This window comes from Pseudarthrobacter sp. TE9888 (assembly GCF_056279345.1).
In genome coordinates this window covers 3,163,366-3,184,896 of sequence record NZ_JBWBRD010000002.1, presented here as the reverse complement: position 1 = coordinate 3,184,896, position 21,531 = coordinate 3,163,366, and the positions used below count along the sequence as shown (strand labels likewise).

Annotated in this window: 18 protein-coding genes; 10 read left to right on the top strand and 8 right to left on the bottom strand. The window is 67.4% G+C overall.

The annotated features are described in order from the left end of the window. Positions 1-65: 65 nt before the first annotated feature. Complete coding sequence (locus ACZ9J7_RS15270) at positions 66-3,560, bottom strand: S41 family peptidase (RefSeq protein WP_476210568.1); 3,495 nt, start codon at positions 3,558-3,560, stop codon at positions 66-68. A 73-nt stretch (positions 3,561-3,633) separates the two neighbouring features. Here ACZ9J7_RS15270 and ACZ9J7_RS15265 point away from each other — a divergent pair, with 73 nt between their 5' ends. After that, positions 3,634-4,545, top strand: a complete 912-nt coding sequence (locus ACZ9J7_RS15265) for a TIGR01777 family oxidoreductase (protein WP_476210567.1) — start codon at positions 3,634-3,636, stop codon at positions 4,543-4,545. A gap of 61 nt (positions 4,546-4,606) precedes the next feature. Here ACZ9J7_RS15265 and ACZ9J7_RS15260 read toward each other — a convergent pair whose 3' ends face one another. Beyond that, positions 4,607-6,217 (bottom strand): serine/threonine-protein kinase, encoded by a 1,611-nt coding sequence (locus ACZ9J7_RS15260; RefSeq protein WP_476210566.1) that lies wholly within the window; start codon positions 6,215-6,217, stop codon positions 4,607-4,609. A gap of 128 nt (positions 6,218-6,345) precedes the next feature. On the opposite strand from ACZ9J7_RS15260, the gene lipB reads away from it, so the two are divergent. The 5 genes from lipB (at position 6,346) to ACZ9J7_RS15235 (ending at position 10,357) form a co-directional block, all read left to right on the top strand. After that, positions 6,346-7,023, top strand: coding sequence for a lipoyl(octanoyl) transferase LipB (gene lipB / locus ACZ9J7_RS15255; RefSeq protein ID WP_263422201.1), 678 nt, complete (start codon positions 6,346-6,348; stop codon positions 7,021-7,023). Next, positions 7,020-8,039 (top strand): lipoyl synthase, encoded by a 1,020-nt coding sequence (gene lipA / locus ACZ9J7_RS15250; RefSeq protein WP_476210565.1) that lies wholly within the window; start codon positions 7,020-7,022, stop codon positions 8,037-8,039. The genes lipB and lipA overlap by 4 nt, the downstream gene beginning before the upstream one ends. An 88-nt stretch (positions 8,040-8,127) precedes the next feature. Further along, on the top strand, positions 8,128-8,880 hold the full coding sequence (locus ACZ9J7_RS15245) for a DUF4191 domain-containing protein (protein WP_141181254.1): 753 nt from the start codon (positions 8,128-8,130) through the stop codon (positions 8,878-8,880). 123 nt (positions 8,881-9,003) lie between these two features. Then, complete coding sequence (locus ACZ9J7_RS15240) at positions 9,004-9,354, top strand: DUF3817 domain-containing protein (RefSeq protein ID WP_476210564.1); 351 nt, start codon at positions 9,004-9,006, stop codon at positions 9,352-9,354. A 19-nt stretch (positions 9,355-9,373) separates the two neighbouring features. After that, a complete protein-coding gene (locus ACZ9J7_RS15235; RefSeq protein ID WP_476210563.1) occupies positions 9,374-10,357 on the top strand; it encodes a DMT family transporter in 984 nt (327 codons plus the stop codon). A gap of 28 nt (positions 10,358-10,385) precedes the next feature. Here the strand turns inward: ACZ9J7_RS15235 and ACZ9J7_RS15230 are convergent, their stop codons facing one another. Next, a complete protein-coding gene (locus tag ACZ9J7_RS15230; RefSeq protein ID WP_476210561.1) occupies positions 10,386-10,823 on the bottom strand; it encodes an RDD family protein in 438 nt (145 codons plus the stop codon). A 284-nt stretch (positions 10,824-11,107) separates the two neighbouring features. On the opposite strand from ACZ9J7_RS15230, the gene glnA (ACZ9J7_RS15225) reads away from it, so the two are divergent. Beyond that, a complete protein-coding gene (gene glnA / locus ACZ9J7_RS15225; protein WP_476210560.1) occupies positions 11,108-12,532 on the top strand; it encodes a type I glutamate--ammonia ligase in 1,425 nt (474 codons plus the stop codon). 273 nt (positions 12,533-12,805) lie between these two features. Here the strand turns inward: glnA (ACZ9J7_RS15225) and ACZ9J7_RS15220 are convergent, their stop codons facing one another. The 3 genes from ACZ9J7_RS15220 to glnA (ACZ9J7_RS15210) are packed head-to-tail and all read right to left on the bottom strand — an operon-like array spanning position 12,806 to position 17,693. Next, on the bottom strand, positions 12,806-13,342 hold the full coding sequence (locus ACZ9J7_RS15220) for a GNAT family N-acetyltransferase (protein WP_476210559.1): 537 nt from the start codon (positions 13,340-13,342) through the stop codon (positions 12,806-12,808). Beyond that, positions 13,332-16,343 carry a bifunctional [glutamine synthetase] adenylyltransferase/[glutamine synthetase]-adenylyl-L-tyrosine phosphorylase gene (locus tag ACZ9J7_RS15215; protein WP_476210557.1) on the bottom strand — a complete coding sequence of 1,004 codons (3,012 nt, stop codon included), beginning with the start codon at positions 16,341-16,343 and terminating at the stop codon, positions 13,332-13,334. Before ACZ9J7_RS15215 ends, ACZ9J7_RS15220 begins: the two co-directional genes overlap by 11 nt. A 9-nt stretch (positions 16,344-16,352) precedes the next feature. Then, entirely contained in the window at positions 16,353-17,693 is a 1,341-nt protein-coding gene (glnA, locus tag ACZ9J7_RS15210; protein WP_141160830.1) for a type I glutamate--ammonia ligase, read from the bottom strand. A gap of 277 nt (positions 17,694-17,970) precedes the next feature. Between glnA (ACZ9J7_RS15210) and panB the strand changes: the two genes are divergently transcribed. Then, positions 17,971-18,858, top strand: coding sequence for a 3-methyl-2-oxobutanoate hydroxymethyltransferase (panB, locus tag ACZ9J7_RS15205; protein WP_476210555.1), 888 nt, complete (start codon positions 17,971-17,973; stop codon positions 18,856-18,858). Positions 18,859-18,873: 15 nt separating this feature from the next. Here the strand turns inward: panB and ACZ9J7_RS15200 are convergent, their stop codons facing one another. Beyond that, positions 18,874-19,038 carry an SPOR domain-containing protein gene (locus tag ACZ9J7_RS15200; RefSeq protein ID WP_476210553.1) on the bottom strand — a complete coding sequence of 55 codons (165 nt, stop codon included), beginning with the start codon at positions 19,036-19,038 and terminating at the stop codon, positions 18,874-18,876. A gap of 119 nt (positions 19,039-19,157) precedes the next feature. Here ACZ9J7_RS15200 and map point away from each other — a divergent pair, with 119 nt between their 5' ends. Then, positions 19,158-20,036, top strand: coding sequence for a type I methionyl aminopeptidase (gene map / locus ACZ9J7_RS15195; protein ID WP_476210552.1), 879 nt, complete (start codon positions 19,158-19,160; stop codon positions 20,034-20,036). 111 nt (positions 20,037-20,147) lie between these two features. Then, positions 20,148-20,951 carry a polyphosphate--glucose phosphotransferase gene (gene ppgK / locus ACZ9J7_RS15190; protein ID WP_476210551.1) on the top strand — a complete coding sequence of 268 codons (804 nt, stop codon included), beginning with the start codon at positions 20,148-20,150 and terminating at the stop codon, positions 20,949-20,951. A gap of 52 nt (positions 20,952-21,003) precedes the next feature. Here the strand turns inward: ppgK and nrdR are convergent, their stop codons facing one another. Next, positions 21,004-21,507, bottom strand: a complete 504-nt coding sequence (gene nrdR / locus ACZ9J7_RS15185) for a transcriptional regulator NrdR (protein ID WP_141160835.1) — start codon at positions 21,505-21,507, stop codon at positions 21,004-21,006. Between the last annotated feature and the right edge of the window lie 24 nt (positions 21,508-21,531).

Below are 21,531 nucleotides of genomic sequence, written 5' to 3'. Positions count from 1 at the left end.
ACAGCGCAAAGGCCCTGCCCTTCCGGAATTCCGGAAGGGCAGGGCCTTTGCGTTGCCGGCCGGGGCTAGCCGTCGTGGCGGCGTGCCGGCAGCGGAGCAGGCTTCAGCTTCCGGTAACCGGAACGGGCCGGCGGGCGGTCCGTGGGAAGTTCCTGGATCATCTCCTTCAGCGCCCCGATGCCGTACTCCAGCTGAGGGTCGCGCCCGGCGGCGTACGCGTGCGGCGGGTAGGTCACCTCGATGTCCGGGTCAACGCCGTAGTTCTCCACGCTCCAGCCCACGCCGCCGCCGAACCAGTTGGCATAGCGGGGCTGGGTGACGCCGGTGCCGTCCGCCAGGGTGAACCGGTTGTCGATGCCGACCACACCGCCCCAGGTGCGCGTTCCGATGACCGGGCCGATGCCGCGGAGCTTTGACACCTGGGTGATGATGTCGCCATCGGACCCGGCGAACTCGTCCGCAAGGATGATCACGGGCCCGCGCGGCGCATGGTGGGGGTAGGTGCGCGGCTTCTCGCCGCGTGGCATGCTCCATCCCGTGACCTTGCGGCCAATGAGCTCGGCAACAAGCTGGGAGGTGTGCCCACCGCGGTTGCGGCGCACGTCGACGATCAGGCCATCGAATGCCGTTTCGGTATCCAGGTCGCGGTGGAGCTGGGCCCAGCCGTTGGCCATCATGTCCGGGATGTGCAGGTAACCGAAGGTTCCGCTGGAAGCCTCGCGGACCGTCCGCCGGTTGGCCGCCACCCATTCCTGGTACCGCAGGCGTTCCTCATCCTTGACCGGCACGACGGCGACCCTCCGCTGGCTGCCCTCAGCGCCGCCGTGTCCGGGGCCGTTGAGGAGGGTGAGCTCCACGGCGCGGCCGGCGGCCCCCACCAACTGCATGGCAGGGGTGGTGTTTTCAGACAACGGGACGCCGTCGACGGCCAGCAGGACGTCCCCCGCCTTGGCGCCGACCCCCGGCCTGGTCAGGGGCGACGTCGCGAGCGGGTCAGAGGACTCGCCCGCCAGGATGCGGGTGATCTCCCAGCCGCGGGCGGTGTGCACGAGATCGGCGCCGAGCCTGCCCTGTCCGCGGCTGCCGCGTTCGGTGACGGCCGCGGGGCGCACGTAGGCGTGGGAAGTTCCCAGTTCGCCGTGCAGTTCCCACAGGAGGTCCACGAGGTCATCATGGGAGCCCAGCCGTTCCACCAGGGGACGGTACCGGGCGTGGATGGACTCCCAGTCCTGCCCGGCCATGTCCTCGGCCCAGAAGAAGTCGCGCTGCAGGCGCCAGGCCTCGTCGAATGCCTGTCCCCAGACGCTCAGCGGGTCCAGCAGGACGCGGATCCGGCCCAGGTCCACCTTGACCAGCTTGCCGGATTCCTCGTCCGCCTTCGCGTCGGACGGAGCAACGGTCACCTGCTTGTCGGCGACGACCACCACTTTGCTGCGGTCACCCGAGAGCCGGTAGCTGTCCACGGCATCCACCAGGGTGGCCTGCTTGCGCCGGGCGATGTCATACCGGACCAGGCTGGGACGGGCGTCCTTGTCCTCCTGGCTGGCCTTCCCGTCGCCGGTCACGCCCGCCAGGACGGAGTCGAGCCAGAGGAGCGCGCCGTCAACGGCCTTCAACGCGCTGTAGTTGCCCTGCGGCACGGGAACGCCGATCACGCGGTGGGCAAGGCCCTCCGGATCGACAGTGACGGCGGGCACCGCGCCGTCCCCGGCACCGTCAGCGGCTTCTGGCTCCGTTCCGGCGTCAGGCTCCCCGCCCGCGGGATCAATTGAAGGGCCAAAGGGCGACGGCGTCCCGGCCGCAAGCGCCACCAGGTACGGCTTGATGGGACTGGGGAAGGACAGGTCGAACGAGTGCCCGTCGTACACGGGGTCGAAGCTGCGGTTTGACAGGAAGGCAAGGAATTTCCCGTCCGGGGTGAAGGCCGGGGAGGCGTCGCGGAAGCGGCCGTCGGTAACCTCCACTGGTTCCGCGTCGAGCCGGTCCACGGTAGCCAGGCGCAGCCGGCTGCGCGAACCGAAGGAGGTGACGGGCTCGGACCAGACCAGCCAGCGGGAATCCGCCGACCACCCAAGCTCGGCGATGCTGCCCTCCCCGATGCTGGCTACCTGGGTGAGGTCTCCGGTGCGGGTGTCCACCACGAAGACATCACCAAAGGAGGTCCCGAGGGCAACCCAGCGGCCGTCGGGGCTCGGCTCCAGCGAACTGGCGCGGGACGGCGTGGGCACGGTGACACCCGCGTCCGCCGCGGGAACCTGGGATTCGGTGCCGGGGGCGTCGGCCTGGGGCGCCACGTCCGCCTGCTGCTCGTCATCGGTGGACACGTGGGCCGTTGTTGCCGCCGGCACTTTGGCTCCGGACGCCGGGACAGGCTGGGGCAGGCTGACCGCCTCAGTGTCCTCCCCGACCGGTGATGCCCCGGCCGGGGCATCAGGGGCCTGGCTGCCCGGCTTTCCGGCGGTGTGCGGAACGGGTGCGGCGATGTCCTTGATATGCAGCGCTTCCACGCCGCCGTGGTCGGCGATGTAGGCAATGCGTCCGTCTCCCAGCGGCCTGGGCAACCGGCCGCGGACGCCCGGGGTGGCCTCGATGATGCGCGACGGGCCGTCTTTGTGCCGCAGCCAGTGGATGGTGCCGTGGGATTCGACGGCGCTGGCGGCGCCCGCCACATCAGGCGCCACCGCACCGAGGTGCTTGACGGCGTCGAGCAGTGCGGGGCGCCTCGTCTGGCTGGCGGACCCGAGGCTGATGTCCAGCTTTACCGCATCCGAGCCAAGGTCGTGGAGGACCCAGAGTTCGCCGGCCGATTCAAAGATGACCCGCTTGCCGTCGGTGGCTGCGTGCCGGACATAGAAGTCCTGGTGGTCGGTGTGCCTGCGCAGGTCCTTTCCGCTGGGGAGGACCGAGTACAGGTTGCCGTAGCCCTCATGGTCGGACAGGAAGGCGATGCGGCCGTCCACCCAGAGGGGGTCGGTGAGGTTGCCGTCAAGGTCCGGCAGGAGGCGTTCGAATTCGCCGTTGCCGTCGCGGTCGATCCACAGCTTCCCGGCGGTTCCACCCCGGTACCGCTTCCACCATGCAGGTTCGCGGGAGAGCACACTGGCCAGGACCACGGGCCGTTCATCGCCAACTTCGGGGCCGAAGGCAACGGCCTCCACGGGTCCATAGGGGAGCTCCTGGGCCCAGCCGCCGTCAAGCGGGACGCTGTAGGCGTGGGTGTGCCGGCTTTCGGCCTGGCGGAACGCGCTGGTGACCACCACGGATCCGCCAGTGGTGAATCCCTTGACCTTGGTGGTGCTATGGCCGAAATAGGTGAGCTGCCGGTACCCGCCGCCGTCCACCTGTGCGGACACTACCTCCGGCGCCGTTCCCTGGACTACGGTCCACACCAGGCGCTTGCCGTCAGGGGTAAAACGCGGGTTGCGGGCAGGGAGCTGGAGCGAGGAGACACGCCAGGCGCGTCCGCCGTCCAGGGGCGCGATCCACACGTCGTCCTCGGCCACGAAAGTGACCAGATCACCGTGCAGATGCGGGAAACGGAAGTAGCTGGAAGAGGTCATCGTTCGATCATAGCCATCCCCTCCCCCGCCCCGCGGGAGATACACAACCCGTGCTGCCGTGGTGAGATGGACCATGCATATCGTCATGGCCGGCGCCTCCGGGCTCATCGGTACCTCCATGTCCGCGGCCTTCCGCAGTGCCGGCCACTCGGTGTTGACACTGGTCCGCAGGCCCCCTGCCAGTGCCAGCGAAGTCCGCTGGGATCCGGCGGCCGGGGTCCTGGATCCCGGGGTGCTGTCCGGCGCGGACGCTGTGGTCAATCTTTCCGGCGCCGGCATCGGTGACCGGCCGTGGACACGGCACCGCGTGGAGGAACTGTTCAGTTCCCGGCTGGGACCCACCAGGACCCTGGTGCAGGCTATGGCACGGGCCGACACTCCACCGGCAGCCTTCATCAGCCAGTCCGGTTCGGGCTACTACGGTGACGCGGGCAATACCGTCCTGCGGGAAGACGCGGCGGCCGGCGAGGGGACACTCTCGCAAATCTGCATTGAGTGGGAGCAGGCCGCGCTGATGGCCCCGGCGGGCGTGCGGGTGGTGACGCCGCGGACCGGCGTGGTGTTCAGCCAGTCCGGCGGGGCGCTGGGCAAGCTGCTCCCGCTGCTGCGCCTGGGGGTGGGCGGCCCATTTGGCAACGGCAGGCAGTTCTGGCCCTGGGTGACGCTTCCCGATGTATCGGCCGCGTTCCTGTTCCTGCTGGCCTCCCCGGTGTCCGGGCCGGTCAACGTGGCCGCCCCTGAACAGGCAGATGTGAATACCATCGTGGCGGCCCTGGCCAAGGCCCTGCACCGGCCCGCGTTGCTGCGGGTCCCCGCCCCCGTGCTGCGGACCGTGATGCCCGGCCTGGGTGAGGAACTCCTGCTGCACAGCCAGCGGATGGAACCGGCCGTCCTGGCAGCTGCCGGGTTCCAGTGGCAGTACGGGCATCTGGCAGATGCAGCCCGCTGGGTGGCGGAAAAGTCCGGTGCGGCCCCGCAGGACTAGGCAGTGAGCCAACCGGCAATGCTGTAAGCCAGGGGCTCCCGAGCTATTCACTGGTGGCTGTTCACCGGCCGGGCAGGATGTCGCTGACCCGCCACCGGCCCTCCACGGACTCCAGGACCAGCCGCAGCGGCTGCGGCGGGCTCGCGGGCCCGGTGGCCAGGACGGTGTCGTCCGGGTCCACCACCTGGTAAGCGGAGGTAGTGGAGACGGCCCGCACCACCGCGTGCTCGCCGGTTGCCCCGTCCTCGACAGCCAACCCTGACAGCGTGGTGCTGAATCCGGCGAGCCGCCGGCCGGCGGCAACCTGGCCGGAGATCCTCTGGTCAGCTGCGGCGGCAGCCGACCCGGGGGCGTTTACGTCCGCCAACAGTTCCATTCCCCCGCTGCTGAAGGCGTAGTCGCGAACCGCTGCCAGCCCTTGTGCGGCTATTACTGGATCCGCTGCCCCTGCCTGCTCCCGCGCCGCGTCCAGGGGCCCGGCCGCCCGGTCCCCGCCGCCTGTTGCGGCCGGGGAGGCAGCTTGCGGGACCGGAGCGTGCGCAGGGTTCCCGGGCCACATGCCGTGCCCGGCGGACGCTGACAGCCACCACAGCACGGCTGCAGCCGCGGCAACGAGCGGCAGCACGGACCGCCTCAGAAGCCGCAGCACTTGGCCACCGGCCGGTCCCTCCGCGTGCTTTCCCCTGGCCGTCGCGGTTGTAGTTGTTGCCGCTCCCGGCCGCGCGGACCACCGGGAGGCCACCGCCCGGCGGCGAAGCCCCTGGATTTTGTCCCGGAGTCCGCTGCCCCGAGACGCCGGGGGAACGTGGCGGCGGGTCAGCAGCTCCGGCAGGACGCTGGGGTGGACAGCGCCGGAGAGGTCCACGGGTTGCGGTTCGGCACTGCGGTAGACGGCCGTGGCCAGCCCCAGCGCGTCAGGTCGCAGCCTGCGCTCGTCGTTCAGTCCTGCTTCCAGGGCGGCCACCAGGTCTTTGGGAACGCCGGGGACCAGCAGGGACAGCGGAGGCCGGTCGGCGGTCCGTCCCGGCGCATCACCCGTCAGGCAATACCAGCCCAGGGCTGCCACCGAGTACACGTCGCGTTCCGGCTGGAGGCCGGCGCGGACGGCGTCCACCGGGGACGGATCCACGAATCCGTCGGTTCCTGTGGCCCCGGTACGGCCGGGATCGCCCAGCATCCGGGCGATCCCCAGGTCCGACAGCATCGGTTTTCCCTGCCCGGTGAACAGCACGTTTCCGGGCGAGACGTCAGAATGCGTGAAGCCTTTGCCGTGCAGGTACGCCAAGGCCTGGGCGATCGGCGTCAATACTGTGACCGTCTCCCCCACGCTGAGCCTGCCGCGGGCGGACACCAACTGGGCCAGGGAACCGCCGGCAGCATAATCCATGGTCAGAGCCGTACCATTGCCCGGCTCCCTCCCCTGCACCGCGTCGTGGGCCCGGATCAGGTGCTGGTGGTCCAGGACTGACAGGATGCGGATCTCCCGTCGCACCTCCTCCTCGGTGATGCCCGGGCTGCTGCGCGTCCCCCTCCCGGCCGCCCGGAAGCACTTCAGGGCGTATTCCTGTCCCGTCCGTTGTTCCCTGGCCAGCCACACGTCCGCGCTGCCGCCGCGGCCCAGCAGCCTGCCGACGTCGTAGCCGGGTACGTCGGGTGCCTGTACATCGTCCATGGTCCATGTCTAGCCGAGTTCCGTCCGCCCTGCAGAAGTTATCCACAGCCTTTGGCGTCCGCGGTCACAAAGAGTGCAGCCGGTGAGCTTGGACACTAAACCGGGTCGGTACGGCTGCGGGGTCTAAGCTGGATGCCATGACTCTTGAGTTTTCACAGCTGGGTCTTGCCCCCGACTTCGTTGATTACATGGAAGGCTGGGATGCCCAGCGCGAACTCCATGACAAAGTTGTCGCCGGAAGTGCGCCCAGCACAGTCCTTCTTTTGGAGCACGCCGCTGTCTATACGGCCGGCAAGCTTACCGAGGACCACGAGCGGCCCTTTGACGGTACGCCGGTGGTCGCGGTGGACCGCGGCGGGAAACTTACGTGGCACGGCCCCGGCCAGCTGGTTGCCTACCCAATCCTGAAGCTGAAGAACCGCTCCGGGATCAGGGACTATGTGGAGCGGCTGGAAGAGATCATGATCACCGTCATGGCGGACTACGGCATCAAGGCTGAACGCATCAAAGGCCGCGCGGGTGTATGGATCAAGGCCGATTCCAAGGGCCCCGACCGCAAGATTGCGGCTATCGGCATCCGCGTCCTGAACGGCGTCACCATGCACGGCGTCGCCATCAACTGCAGCAATGATCTGGCGCCCTACGGCCAGATCATCGCCTGCGGCATCACCGACGCCGGAGTGACCACCATGTCCCTTGAAACGGGCAGGGAGATCCATCCCGCGGACATCGCGGAGCGGTTCGTGGAGGAATTCCGCAAGCATGAAGAAGCATTGGTTTCGAGCCCTGAAGGAGCTCTACTGTGACATTGGCACCTGAAGGCCGGAAGATGCTGCGGATCGAGCAGCGCAACGCTGCGGTCCCGGTGGAGCGCAAGCCGGAATGGATCAAGGCCAAGGTCCAGATGGGCCCGGAGTTCGTCGGGCTGAAGAACCTGGTCAAAAAAGAAGGCCTGCACACCGTCTGCGAAGAAGCCGGCTGCCCCAACATCTTCGAATGCTGGGAAGACAAGGAAGCGACCTTCCTGATCGGCGGCTCCGAATGCACCCGCCGCTGCGACTTCTGCCAGATCGACACCGGCAAACCCTCCCCCGTGGACAGGTTCGAACCCACCAAGGTGGCCCGCTCCGTCCAATCCATGCAGCTGCGCTACGCCACCGTCACCGGCGTGGCCCGCGACGACCTCGAAGACGAAGGCGTCTGGCTCTACGCCGAAACCGTCCGCAAAATCCACGAACTGAACCCCGGCACCGGCGTCGAACTGCTCATCCCCGACTTCTCCGGCAACCCCGACCACATCAAGGCGATCTGCGACTCCGCCCCCGAAGTCTTCGCCCACAACGTCGAAACCGTCCCCCGGATCTTCAAAAGGATCCGCCCCGCGTTCCGCTACGAACGCTCCCTGGACGTCATCACCCAGGGCCGGAACCTGGGCATGGTCACCAAATCCAACCTCATCCTGGGCATGGGCGAAACCCGCGAAGAAATCAGCGAAGCCCTCCGCGACCTCCACCAGGCCGGCTGCGACCTGATCACCATCACCCAGTACCTCCGCCCCTCCGAACGGCACCTGCCCGTGGACCGCTGGGTCAAACCCCAGGAATTCGTGGACCTCCAGCACGAAGCCGAAGACATCGGCTTCCTCGGCGTCATGTCCGGACCCCTGGTCCGCTCCTCCTACCGCGCCGGCCGCCTCTGGGCCACCGCCATGCGCAAAAAAGGCCGCGACATCCCCGCCGAACTCGCCCACATCGCAGAAGGCATCCAGGACTCCGGCACCACCCGCCAGGAAGCCAGCACCCTCCTCGCTGCGAACTCGTGACATCTCCTTTGTGAAGTGGCAGAGGGCCGGGCACTGGAAGAATCCAGCGTCCGGCCCTTTGGTTTAAGTCACGTAGAATTGAGGCACTATGGCGAAATCCCCTGACTCCAGCAACTCCACCCCGGCGGGCTCCAGCGCGGTGAAGCGCGGCCTGTTCACGCGCAAGCCCAAGGAAGCGAAGGCCAAGAAGCCCAGCAGGCTCAAGCAGATCGGCGAGGTCTTCACCATGACCCGCCGCCACGATCCCATGGTTCCGTGGCTGATGCTTTTGGTGTTCCTCGGCGTGGTGGCCGTGAGCTTCCTGGTGGGTTTCTGGCTGGACAACTGGATCACGGGCCTGATCATCGGTATCCCGCTCGGCCTGCTGGCCGCTACGTTCATCCTGTCCCGCCGGGCCGAGCGTGCTGCGTTCGCGCAGATCGAAAACCAGCCCGGCGCTTCGGGCGCTGCCCTGGGGACGCTCCGCCGCGGCTGGATTACGGAAGACCAGCCCGTTGCCGTTAACCCGCGCACGCAGGATGCCGTGTTCCGTGCCGTAGGCCGTCCCGGCGTCGTCCTTGTCAGCGAAGGCCCCACCCACCGGGTGAAGCCGCTGCTCGATGCCGAGCGCAAGCGCCTTGCCCGCATCCTCCCCAACGTTCCGGTCCACACCATCCAGACGGGCCGCGGCGAAGGCCAGGTGCCGCTGAGCCAGGTGGCCAAGCAGATGGGCAAGATGAAGAACGAACTGACCAAGCTCGAAGTGAGCACGGTCTCCAAGCGCATCGCGTCCATGGGCACCAGGCTCCCCATCCCCAAGGGCATCGACCCGTACAAGGCCCGTCCCAACCGCGGACGCTAGCTGGTAAGACGCCCCGGTACCGGCACTGCCGGTACCGGGGCGTTTTTCTTTGCGCCTTCCTCGCCGCGCGCAGGCGTCCGCCTCCTGCGGCACCGTTCATCGCACCCACGACAGGACAAGACCATGCCCCTCAGGACAACGACGATCCGAGCCTTCCGCATCCTCGCCGTGGCCGAGGCCTGCAGTTGGGCAGCACTCCTGGCCGGCATGTACTTCAAGTGGATTGCTGGTACCACGGAACTCGGCGTCCAGGTGGCGGGCCCAATCCACGGCGCCCTCTTCATCGGCTACGGGGTTGCCGCGCTCATGCTGTGGCGCGTGCAGCGCTGGCCGTTCCGGGTGGCCGCGCTGGCCGGGTTCTCGGCAATTTTCCCATTCGCCACCCTGTTGTTCGAACGCTGGGCCGGACGCCGCGGGTACCTTACGGCTGCCGGCGCAACGGACGCCCCTGCCCTCGAGTCCAGCCGCGCCTAGCGGACACAGGGACGCCGCTGTGGAATCCGCTGAGCAGAAACTGAAGGCACAGCCGTCTGGCCCAGCGGAGATGCAGGCCGCCGGTCCTCCGCGGCGCAAGCGCACAGTGGCCGTCTTCTCCCTGCTGGGAGCAACGCTGTTCTGGGCCGGCAATTATGTTGTGGGTGCGGGCGCCGTCCACAGCATCGACCCCCTCAGCCTGGTCTTCCTGCGGTGGGCGATTGCGCTGGTGCCGCTGCTGCTGATTGCCCAGTTTGTTGAGCGGCCATCCTGGCGGGCGGTTCTGGCTGCGTGGCCGTGGCTGCTGGCGCTCAGCGTGTGCGGGCTGCTTGGCTACAACCTCCTCCTGTACTTCGCCCTGGACCATACCGATGCGTTCAATGCCTCACTGATCAACGCCTTCAACCCGGCTCTCATCACGCTGGCGGCAGCGGTGTTCCTGCGCGAACGGCTCACGCCCCTGGCGGTGGCCGGCGTCGTGGTGGCGCTGGCGGGCGTCCTCATTGTCATCAGTGGAGGGGACATCGGCAGGCTGGCAACTGCCGGTTTTGGCACCGGGGAAGTATTGATGGCGGGTGCAGTGGTGGTGTGGACGGCCTACACGGTCGTGGGCCGCCTGGCACCGAAGGTCCCGCCAATTACGGCTACGGCGGTCCAGGCAGCCGTGGCTGTGGCCCTGTTGGCGCCCGTCCACCTCGCCAGCGGCGGCCCGGCCCTCCCCGCAACGGGCAGTGCATTGGCGTCCTTGCTCTTCATCGCGATTTTTCCGTCGGTACTGTCCTACGTGCTGTGGAACCGCGCACTGACGGTCCTGCCGGCGGGAGGTGCAGGCGTGTTCCTCAACCTGATCACCGTTTTCACCGCCGTCCTGACCATGCTCGCCGGATACGTCCACACGGCTGCACAGTTTGTGGGTGGCGCCGTCGTGGTTTGCGGTGTGGTCCTCACGAACGCTCCGGCCTTCCGTCGCCAGAATCACGGGACGCAACTGCCCCGCGGCTAGAACGCCGATGCCTGCCGGCGGGTGGGGATCAGCGCCGGATGAGGAGCGTATTCATGGCCTTGTCGTGCAGGCCGCGCTGGTCCGGGTCGAAAATGACGGCCGGGATGACCAGGCAGAGGAGCACTGCCCTCACCAGGCCGGCCAGCGGGCCAGGGGTGCCCCCGCCCGGCCTGATCACGGCTATGCCCATGATGCGGTGGCCGATGCTGTATCCGAGGGTTCCCACCAGCAGGGTCTGTTCGATGGCGAAGACAGCCAGCGTGGCCCAGGAATCGCCGCCAAAGGCAAAGTTGCTGATGAGCAGGGCGATGCCCCAGTCGATCATGATCGCAACGATCCTCCGCCCGGCCCGGGCGATGGACCCCGGACCTGACTCCGGCAGGCCCAGGCGCTCCCCCGGATATTTGGAGATGCCGGAAGTGTCCGGTCCGGTGAGCCAGGAGCCTATGTCTTTGCGATCTACCACCGTCCAAGTTTACCGATCCCGGCACCGGCGGCGCGCCCACACTGTGGATAGGGCTCGACCACAGTGTGGACGGACGATACCGTGGTCATAGCAGGGCATTCTGTAACCTGCCCGAAACAATGCGGACACGGACGGGAAATCCCGGATCCATAGTCTGTTAGAAGTTTCAAGCAATCCCCCGGCAGGTACACGCGACAGGGACAACAGGCGTTCTCCCTGATTTTGGATTGCGCTGGATCACATGGCGTGCATGCCAGATATTTACATATGCGTTAGGAGCATAGATGTTCAAGACTGCGGACGAAGTCCTCAAGTTCATCAAGGACGAAGATGTAAAGTTCGTCGATATCCGCTTCACCGACCTTCCGGGTGTCCAGCAGCACTTCAACGTCCCCGCGAAGAGTGTCGACGCTGATTTCTTCGTCAACGGACAGCTCTTCGACGGTTCCTCGATCCGCGGATTCCAGGGCATCGCCGAATCTGACATGCAGCTGATCCCGGACGTCACCACCGCGTTCCTGGACACCTTCCGCATGGAGAAGACCCTCGCGCTGAACTTCTCGATCGTCAACCCGCGCACCGGCGACCCCTACCACCGCGACCCGCGCGGCGTAGCCGAGAAGGCTGAGGCCTACCTGGCCTCCACCGGCATCGCCGACACCGCGTTCTTCGCTCCCGAAGCCGAATTCTTCGTGTTCGACAACGTCCAGTACCAGTCCTCCCCCGAGGGCAGCTTCTACAAGATCGACTCCGAGGAAGCCCACTGGAACAGCGGCCGCGAGGAAGAGGGCGGCAACCTGGGCTACAAGACCCCCGTCAAGGGCGGCTACTTCCCGGTCTCCCCCACCGACAAGCAGGCTGACCTGCGCGACGCCATGTGCGTCGCCCTGGACGAAGCCGGCCTTGAGGTCGAGCGCAGCCACCACGAAGTTGGATCCGCCGGCCAGGCCGAGATCAACTACAAGTTCACCACCCTGACCCACGCTGCCGATGACCTGCAGAAGTTCAAGTACGTCATCAAGAACACCGCTGACGCCTGGGGCAAGTCGGTTACCTTCATGCCGAAGCCGGTCTTCGGTGACAACGGCTCCGGCATGCACTGCCACCAGTCGCTGTGGAACGGTGGCGAGCCGCTGTTCTACGACGAAAAGGGCTACGCCGGCCTGTCCGACACCGCCCGCTGGTACATCGGCGGCCTGCTCAAGCACTCCTCCGCCGTGCTGGCCTTCACCAACCCGACGGTGAACTCCTACCGCCGCCTGGTCAAGGGCTTCGAGGCCCCGGTCAACATGGTCTACTCGCAGGGCAACCGCTCCGCCGGTATCCGTATCCCCATCACGGGTTCCAACCCCAAGGCCAAGCGCATCGAATTCCGCGCACCGGACCCCTCCTCCAACCCGTACCTGGCCTTCGCTGCCCAGCTGATGGCCGGCATTGACGGCATCCGCAACCGCATCGAGCCCCCGGCTCCCATCGACAAGGACCTCTACGAGCTCCCGGCCGAGGAAGCCAAGGACATCCCGAAGGCTCCGGGCACCCTGGAGGAAGCCCTGGAGGCCCTGCGCGAGGACAACGAGTTCCTGCAGGCTGGCGGCGTCTTCACCCAGGACCTGATCGACACCTGGATCGAGTACAAGTACGAGAACGAGATCCGCCCGCTGTCCCTGCGCCCGAACCCCTACGAGTTCGAGCTCTACTACGGCGTCTAGTCCGCGGCTTGCCCCGCAGGAGCGCTGAAGCAACGAAAGGCGGCCACCGATTCAACCGGTGGCCGCCTTTCGCGTTGTCCGGGCCGTCAGGCCGCGGACGGAGACCGTAAAGGTGGGGGCCCGCCTCCAGACGTGCTGAGACCGGGAGCCGGACCCCCTGACGAATGCCCCCCGAGACGAAGACTGTCCAGCCTTCCCCCCAACAAGGTTGAAGAACACCGCCATCCACATAATCGGGCAAACGCTTGCTAAGCGCAATGCCGGCCCGGCGCGTTACGCCGGCGCGGTGGGTGCGAAGCTGCGGAACATGGTCCGCTGCGGCCCCGCGGAACCGCCCAGGTACGGCCCGGCGTCGACGAAACCGGCGCGGCGGTAAGCAGACAGGCCTCCACGGTTCTCCTCGTTGACGGACAGTACGACGCCGGACTCGCGGCTTTGGTGCCGGGCGGTGAGCCTGTGTGCGGCCTCGACAGCGGCAGTGGCCGCCAGCGTTCCCAGCCCCCTGCCCTGGTGCCGGCTGTCGATGAGGAAGCCCCGCAGGAGCCACGCCGAGGCATCGTCAGGCCACCCGGCCAGGCCGGCCGCCCCCGCCTGGAGCGTCAGGAGGCCGACAGCATCGCCACCGGACTCCACGACACAGGGGTGCCGTGACTCTTCCGCGAGCCCTGCCAGCGCCATGCGCAGGGGGTCGCCCACGAACCGTTCCTGGCCGGGCAGCAGCGACATGTCCGCGACCGCACCGAGCTGGATGGCCCGGGCATCGGCGTCCAGGTCGCGGAGCGGGATGAGCCAGACCCAATCAGTGCCCATAGAAGACACGCTCAAAGACAGCCCTGGCCCGCCGGCTGACCCGGAGGTAGTCCTCCTCCAGCGCAGCGGCATGGCCCGGCTCGTAGCCGCACCAGCGTGCCACGGCCTCGAGGTCGCGGCGCGAGGACGGCAGGAGGTCGGAGGCCTTGCCGCTCCAGATGACATTGGCCGACCGGATGCGGCTGGCCAGCCGCCAGGCCTCGGCCAACAGGTCGGCGTCTGCAGCGTCCAGCAGGCCAAGGTCCGCGGCGGCTTCCAGGGCCTCCAGCGTGGACGTGGTCCGGAGTTCCGGGTGCTTCCCGGCCTGCTGGAGCTGCAACAGCTGCACCAGCCACTCGACGTCGCTGAGGCCGCCGCGGCCCAGTTTGAGGTGCCGGGCGGGGTCGGCGCCGCGCGGCAGCCGCTCCGATTCCACCCGGGCCTTGATGCGGCGGATCTCGCGCACGTCCTGTTCCGCCACGGTCTCCGGGTACCGGATGGGATCGATCAGCTTGAGGAAATCAGCGGCCAAGGCATCGTCGCCGGCCATCGGCCTCGCCCTGAGCAGGGCTTGTGCTTCCCAGATGAGGGACCAGCGGCGGTAGTACTCGGCGAAGGAGTCAAGGGAGCGCACCATGGCCCCGTTCTTGCCCTCGGGCCGGAGGTCGGCGTCCATCTGGAGGACGCGTTCCGCCATGATGGCCGGCTTGAGGGGCTGGGTGAGCAGGCTGGACACCTTTGCCACGATGCGGGCGGCCTGTTCCTGCGCCTCCGCTTCGGAGAAACCCGGCAGGGCACGGTGGACGTACATGACATCCGCGTCGGACCCGTAGCCGATCTCCCTGCCGCCCTGGCGGCCCATGGCCACCACCAGCACGGTGGTCTTGAGCGGTCCGCCGGCCGAGACGATTCCCTCCGCCACCCGCAGCGCGCCGAGGACGGCGGCGCGGTCGGTGTCTGCGAGGGCCCTGCCCACGTGGTCCTGGTCCAGGAGGCCGGCGGAATCGGCGATGGCGATGCGGAGGATTTCCCGGCGCCGGATCAGACGGATCAGGCGCATGGCGCTCTCGGGGTCCTCGTGCCGTGACATCTTGGCGGTGATTTCCTGCCACTGGGCTTCGAAAACCACCGGAACCAGGTCCTTGTCCTGCCCCAGCCACGCCACGGACTCCGGTGAGACTTCCAGCAGGTCGGCGATCAGCCGGGAATTGGACAGCATGTGGCACAGCCGTTCGGCGGCGGCGTTGGAGTCGCGGAGCAGGCCAAGGTACCAATGCGTGGTGCCCAGGGCCTCACTGACGCGGCGGAAGGCCAGCAGGCCTGCGTCGGGGTCCACGCCCTCGGCGAGCCAGTCGAGCAGGATGGGCAGGAGCTGGCGCTGCAGGGCTGCCCTGCGGCTCACACCGGCGGTCAGCGCCTCAATGTGGCGCATCGCGCCTGGCGGGTCCTGGTAGCCAAGCGCCGCGAGCCGTCCCTGCGCCGCCTCGGGCGTGAGCCTGGCGTCCTCGCTGCTGAGCTTGGCCGCGGTGTTGAGCAGCGGGCGGTAGAAGATGCGCTCGTGCAGTTCGCGGACCGAGCGCTTGGTGCGCTGCCACGCGGACAGCAGGGTGTCCGGGGCGGGGCGTTCGTTGGAAAACGGCCCCAGCACCGCCTTGGCCAGGGAGCGCAGCGCCGGCTCCGCCACCGGCATGAGGTGGGTGCGGCGCAGCTGGAACAGCTGGATCCTGTGTTCCAGGAGGCGCAGGTAACGGTAGGCGTTGTCAAAGGCGGCGGCGTCGGAGCGGCCGATGTAACCGCCCGCTGACAGCGCGGCGATCGCCGAGGTGGTGTCCCGCCGTCGTAATGTCTCATCTGCCTTGCCGTGCACCAGCTGGAGCAGCTGGACGGTGAACTCGACGTCGCGCAGTCCGCCGCGGCCCAGCTTGATCTGGCGCTGCTCCTCGGCGGCCGGAATGTTCTCGGTAACCCGGCGGCGCATCGCCTGCACGGATTCCACGAAGCCCTCCCGCCCGGCCGAACTCCAGATCAGCGGGGCCACAGCTTCCTCGTAGGCCCGGCCCAGTGCAACATCGCCGGCGATGGCACGGGCCTTGAGCAGCGCCTGGAATTCCCAGCTCTCGGCCCACCTGGCGTAATACGTCTCGTGTGAGGCGAGGGTGCGGACCAGCGGCCCTGATTTGCCCTCGGGCCTCAGGTTGGCGTCCACCTCCCACAGGCCCGGTTCCCGGGCCACCGAGGAGATGGCGCGGGAGATGCCGCTCGCCAGGGCCGTGCCGATGGTGTTGGCCTGCGCATCCTCGAGGCTTCCGGCGTCCACCACGTAGATGACGTCGACGTCGGAGATGTAGTTCAGCTCCCGGGCCCCGCACTTGCCCATGCCGATGACGGCCAGGCCGACGTCGGCGATGTCGGCAGCGCTGTGCTGCTCCGCGGCTTCCGCGCGGGAGACCGCCAGGGCGGCCTCAATGGCGGCCGCGGCCAGGTCCGCCAGTTCGCCGCCCACCGATGGCAGGAAGTCCAGGGGGTCCGCGGCGCAGAGGTCTTTCACGGCGAGGTCCACCAGCCCGCGACGGTAGGCGGTGCGCAAGGCTGCGTACGCGTCCGTGCCCGTGGCGGCAGCAACGGGCCGGGCAGCGCGCGGGTCGGCGCCGACGGACTGCAGGAGGGTGGCGCGCAGCCGTCCGGGGTCTGCGGGCAGCGGCTCGGGACTGGCCCGGACCTCGAAGGCGTCCAGGTGCTCCGGGTGCCTGATGAGGAACTCCCCCAGCGCCTCGGAGGCGCCCAGCACCCGGTACATGGGTTCGTTTTCCTCCAGGTCGGCAGCGGCCAGGTTCCGGAGTTGCGGGTGCTTTTCAATCAGCCGGACCAGGGACTGCAGGGCGGTGTCGGGGCTGGCGGCCAGCTGCAGCCCGGCAAAGAGCCTGTCCTGGTCCAGCCCCTCGAGTTCGCGCGCGGCAAGGAACCGCTCGCCCTTCTCCAAATCACTGAATCCGGCCGCGATCAGGCGGCGTGCCAGGCTCACGCCGGGCACCTAGAGGATGCCGAGGTTGCGCTGCAGCTCGTAGGGCGTCACCTGAAGCCGGTAGTCCTGCCATTCGGCGCGCTTGTTGCGCAGGAAGTGCTCGTAGACCTGTTCGCCCAGGATCTGCGGCATCAGCTCCGAGTCCTCCATGGAACGGATGGCATCGTGCAGGCTGGCCGGGAGCGGGTCATGGCCCATGGCGCGGCGTTCAGCCGAACTCAGCGACCAGACGTCGTCCTCGGCTGCGGCCGGAAGGTCGTAGCCTTCCTCGATGCCCTTCAGGCCCGCACCGAGCAGGACAGCGTAGGCAAGGTACGGGTTCGCGGCGGAGTCGATGCCGCGGTACTCGATCCGGGCGGACTGGCCCTTGCCGGGCTTGTACAGCGGCACGCGGACCAGCGCGGAGCGGTTGTTGTGGCCCCAGCTGAGGTAGCTGGGTGCTTCGCCGCCGCCCCACAGGCGCTTGTAAGAGTTGACGAACTGGTTGGTGACGGCGGTGAACTCCGGGGCGTGCTTGAGGATGCCGGCGATGAACTGGCGGGCCGTCTTGGACAGCTGGAACTCGGCTCCTGCCTCGAAGAATGCGTTGCTGTCACCCTCGAACAGGGAGAAGTGCGTGTGCATGCCGGACCCGGGGTGGTCGGTGAACGGCTTGGGCATGAAGGTGGCGTACGTGCCCTGCTGCAGCGCGACCTCCTTGATCACGGTGCGGAACGTCATGATGTTGTCCGCCGTCTGCAGGGCGTCCGCGTAGCGAAGGTCGATCTCGTTCTGGCCCGGGCCGGCCTCGTGGTGGCTGAACTCAACCGAGATGCCCACGGATTCCAGCATGGTCACCGCGGTGCGGCGGAAGTCCTGGGCCACACCGCCCGGGACGTGGTCAAAGTAGCCGCCCTCGTCAACAGGTACCGGAGCGCCGTTCGGACCCGGCTCGTGCGACTTGAGCAGGTAGAACTCGATTTCGGGGTGGGTGTAGCAGGTGAAGCCCATGTCCGCGGCCTTGGCGAGGGTCCGCTTGAGCACGTTGCGCGGATCGGCCGCGGAGGGCTCGCCGTCCGGGGTAAGGATATCGCAGAACATCCTGGAGGTCTGCTCGGTCTCGCCGCGCCATGGCAGGATCTGGAAGGTGGCGGGGTCCGGCTGGGCCAGCATGTCGGACTCGAAGACACGGGCCAGGCCCTCAATGGAGGAGCCGTCGAATCCGAGGCCTTCCTCGAAGGCCCCCTCCACTTCCGCCGGTGCCAGCGCCACGGACTTCAGCGAACCCACGACGTCGGTGAACCACAGGCGCACGAAACGTACGTCGCGCTCTTCGATTGTGCGCAGGACAAACTCTTGCTGGCGGTCCATGATGGCCTCTTCTCCGGTCAACGTCCATGCTCCGGGTCCGCGCAAAGGGGAAAGCCGGCAGCAGTTCACCATCACTGTACTAATCATTCGGCGCCGATGCTTGAGCCTGCGCCGTGCGTAACACACCATTAACCTGGCGGTTCCCCAATCGGGCCCGCGTACCGGCCCCTGCTGCGGTTCCCGGCCTCCGTTCGGTGCCGGAGCTATGGCGCTTATCACCTTTTGGCGGGGATGCCCGCGGTAGCTAGGACGGCCGGTACCGCACTACGCTCATCCCATGGCCTCCAACAGCTCCGACTCCAGCGCGTCCGCAGAAGTATCCGCCCCGTACGGCAACGGACCCGGCGTGCCGGTTCCTGCCGAACGGAAGCCCACCAAGGTCCGCATCCACCACCTCCAGCAGGCCAAGCGTGACGGCACCAGATTTGCCATGCTCACGGCGTACGAACAGTACACGGCCGAAATTTTCGACGCCGCCGGCATTGAAGTGCTCCTGGTCGGCGACTCGGCGTCCAACAACGTCTATGGCAATGAAACGAGCCTCCCGGTGACCGTTGACGAACTGCTCCCCCTCTGCCGGGCCGTGGCCCGATCCGCTAAACGGGCCCTGGTGGTGGCAGACCTGCCGTTCGGCAGCTACGAGGTCAGTGCGGAACAGGCTGTCGGCGCGGGCGTCAGGTTCCTGAAGGAAGGGCTGGCCCACGCGGTGAAGATCGAGGGCGGAAAGTACTACGCCCCCACGGTCCGGGCCATGGTGCAGGCGGGCATCCCGGTGATGGCCCACATCGGCTTCACGCCGCAGAGCGAACACGCCCTCGGCGGCTACCGCGTCCAGGGACGCGGCGATGACGCCCAACGGCTGATCGAGGACGCCCGCGCACTCGAAGAGGCCGGAGCGTTTTGCGTGCTGATGGAAATGGTTCCCGCGGAGACGGCCGCGGCAGTCGACGCGGCGCTGACCGTCCCCACGGTGGGTATCGGCGCGGGGAAGGCCACCACGGGCCAGGTGCTTGTCTGGCAGGACATGGCAGGGCTTCGCGGCGGCCGGATGGCCAAATTCGTCAAGCAGTACGCGGACCTGCGCACCACCCTGCACGACGCCGCCACCGCCTACGGGGACGACGTCCGCTCCGGTACGTTCCCCGGCCCGGAACACTCCTTCTAGGCAGGTAACAGCCGCTCAGTCGTCGTCGCCCTTTTCCCAGGCGGCGTTGCGCGCCTTGACCTTCTCGATGGCATGCTCCGCTTCTTCGCGGGTCTTGTAGGGCCCAATGAGCTGGCTCCAGTCCGAGAGCCGGTCTTCTTCCACTTCGTGGGTGTTGACGTTGAACCAGTACTCAGTCATCGTTGCTCCTCGTTCCGGCGACAGGAAACCGGGGTGATCCACGTAACACAAACACTTACGCGCACCCTCCCCAGCTTGTCGGTTGTTAGGCGTTCTGTGGTGCCTTATATGATCAATCTATGCCTTCCCTTGCCTCCACTGCACCCATTGGCACCCTCACCCCGGGTACCTTGAGTCCGCAGCGTCCCGTCCCGGCGTCCATCCCCCGTCCGGAGTACGTCGGCAAGCCGGCTCCGGCCAAATTCACTGGTTCCGAGGTCAAGAGCGCGGAAACCATCGAGAAGATCCGGATTGCCGGGAAGATCGCGGCGCAGGCCATCGTGGAGGTGGGCAAGCACATCCAGCCCGGCGTCACCACGGACGAACTGGACAAGGTAGGCCACGAGTTCCTGCTGGACCACAACGCCTACCCTTCCACGCTCGGTTACCGCGGCTTCCCCAAGTCCCTGTGCTCCTCCCTGAACGAGGTCATCTGCCACGGCATTCCGGACAGCACCGTGGTCCAGGACGGCGACATCCTGAACATCGACATCACCGCCTACCTTAACGGCGTCCACGGAGACACCAACTACACGTTCCTCGTCGGGGACGTGGACGAAGAATCACGGCTGTTGGTGGAGCGCACGCAGGAGTCCCTGAACCGTGCCATCAAAGCCGTGGCGCCCGGGCGTGAAATCAACGTCATTGGCAGGACCATCCAGTCCTACGCCAAGCGCTTTGGCTATGGCGTGGTCCGCGACTTCACCGGCCACGGCGTCGGGGAAGCCTTCCACACCGGGCTGATCATCCCGCACTACGACGCCGCCCCCGCCTATAACACCGTGATCGAGCCGGGCATGGTGTTCACCATCGAGCCGATGCTCACCCTGGGCACGGTGGAATGGGACATGTGGAGCGATGACTGGACCGTGGTCACCCGGGACCACAAGCGCACCGCCCAGTTCGAGCACACCCTGCTGGTCACCGAGGCCGGCGCCGAAATCCTCACCCTGCCGTAGCTTGGCCCATGCCCCACAGCGGGCACGTACCAGGCGCCACCCGGCCACCTGTCACGGGCCGCACCCCAGCAGCCCCCTTTCCTGCCCGCCCCTGTCAAGAACGGAATCACATTGGCCAAGAAGGACGAGAAGTCGCACAAGAACGCACCCCTGATCGGCATCGACATCGGTGGTACGGGCATCAAGGGCGGCATTGTCGACCTGAAGAAGGGCAAGCTCCTGGGCGACCGCTTCCGCGTGCCCACCCCGCAGCCCGCCACGCCTGAAGCCGTCGCCGAGGCCGTGGCCCTGGTGGTGGCCGAACTTTCGGCCCGCCCGGAAGCTCCGGAGGCCGGTTCCCCCGTCGGGGTGACCTTCCCCGGCATCATCCAGCACGGCGTGGTCCACTCCGCCGCCAACGTGGACAAGAGCTGGCTGGACACTGACATCGATGCCCTCCTCACCAAGCGGCTGGGCCGCCCGGTGGAAGTCATCAACGACGCTGACGCCGCAGGCCTGGCAGAAGCCCGCTACGGGGCCGGGGAAGGCGTCGCCGGCACTGTCCTGGTGATCACGCTCGGTACCGGCATCGGTTCAGCTTTCATCTTTGACGGAAAGCTGGTTCCCAACGCAGAGCTGGGTCACCTTGAAATTGACGGCCACGACGCCGAATCAAAGGCGTCCGCCGTCGCCCGCGAACGGGACGGCCTGTCATGGGACGAGTACAGCGTGCTCCTGCAGCGCTACTTCTCGCATGTGGAGTTCCTGTTCTCGCCGGAACTGTTCATCGTGGGTGGCGGCATTTCCAAGCGCGCCGACGAGTACCTTCCTAACCTCAAGCTCCGCACCCCGATTGTCCCGGCGGTCCTGCGGAACGAGGCAGGCATTGTGGGCGCAGCCCTGGAGATCGCCCTCCAGCACAAGCTGGCCAAGTAGGAGTGGTGCCGGTGGCGGCTGCGGCTTCCCCTCCGCTGCCGCCACCGGAGTTTTAGAGGGGGCTCTTCTCGGAGCTCTTTGCGGCACCGGCTGCGCCCTTGGCGCCTTCGCCGGCCTCGTGGCGGAGCAGCGCAATGGCAGTCTCAAAGTCCTCGAGGGAATCGAAGGCCTGGTAAACGCTGGCAAAGCGGAGGTAGGCCACCTCATCGAGTTTCTGCAGCGGCCCCAGGATGACCAGTCCCACTTCGTGGGCTTCGATTTCAGCGGCCCCGGACGCGCGGATCTGCTCTTCGACTTCCTGGGCCAGCATGGCGAGGTCGTCCTCGCTCACGGGGCGGCCCTGGCAGGCCTTGCGCACACCGTTGATCACCTTGCTGCGGCTGAACGGTTCACCGACGCCCGAGCGCTTGATGACGGACAGGCTGGTGGTTTCCACCGTGGTGAACCGGCGGCCGCATTCAGGGCACTGCCGGCGCCTGCGGATGGCCGAGCCGTCGTCCGTCATCCGGCTGTCCACCACGCGGGAATCAGGGTTGCGGCAGAACGGGCAGTACATGGCGTTCCCCCTTTTCGCTTGTGG

Bases quoted from the DNA above. Each gene is read 5' to 3' on its own strand.
- ACZ9J7_RS15200 (WP_476210553.1), bottom strand. From the start codon at position 19,038: ATGACTGAGTACTGGTTCAACGTCAACACCCACGAAGTGGAAGAAGAC.
- ACZ9J7_RS15270 (WP_476210568.1), bottom strand. From the start codon at position 3,560: ATGACCTCTTCCAGCTACTTCCGTTTCCCGCATCTGCACGGTGATCTG.
- ACZ9J7_RS15265 (WP_476210567.1), top strand. From the start codon at position 3,634: ATGCATATCGTCATGGCCGGCGCCTCCGGGCTCATCGGTACCTCCATG.
- ACZ9J7_RS15260 (WP_476210566.1), bottom strand. From the start codon at position 6,217: ATGGACGATGTACAGGCACCCGACGTACCCGGCTACGACGTCGGCAGG.
- ACZ9J7_RS15220 (WP_476210559.1), bottom strand. From the start codon at position 13,342: ATGGGCACTGATTGGGTCTGGCTCATCCCGCTCCGCGACCTGGACGCC.
- map (WP_476210552.1), top strand. From the start codon at position 19,158: ATGCCTTCCCTTGCCTCCACTGCACCCATTGGCACCCTCACCCCGGGT.
- nrdR (WP_141160835.1), bottom strand. From the start codon at position 21,507: ATGTACTGCCCGTTCTGCCGCAACCCTGATTCCCGCGTGGTGGACAGC.
- glnA (WP_476210560.1), top strand. From the start codon at position 11,108: ATGTTCAAGACTGCGGACGAAGTCCTCAAGTTCATCAAGGACGAAGAT.
- ACZ9J7_RS15245 (WP_141181254.1), top strand. From the start codon at position 8,128: ATGGCGAAATCCCCTGACTCCAGCAACTCCACCCCGGCGGGCTCCAGC.
- glnA (WP_141160830.1), bottom strand. From the start codon at position 17,693: ATGGACCGCCAGCAAGAGTTTGTCCTGCGCACAATCGAAGAGCGCGAC.
- panB (WP_476210555.1), top strand. From the start codon at position 17,971: ATGGCCTCCAACAGCTCCGACTCCAGCGCGTCCGCAGAAGTATCCGCC.
- ACZ9J7_RS15240 (WP_476210564.1), top strand. From the start codon at position 9,004: ATGCCCCTCAGGACAACGACGATCCGAGCCTTCCGCATCCTCGCCGTG.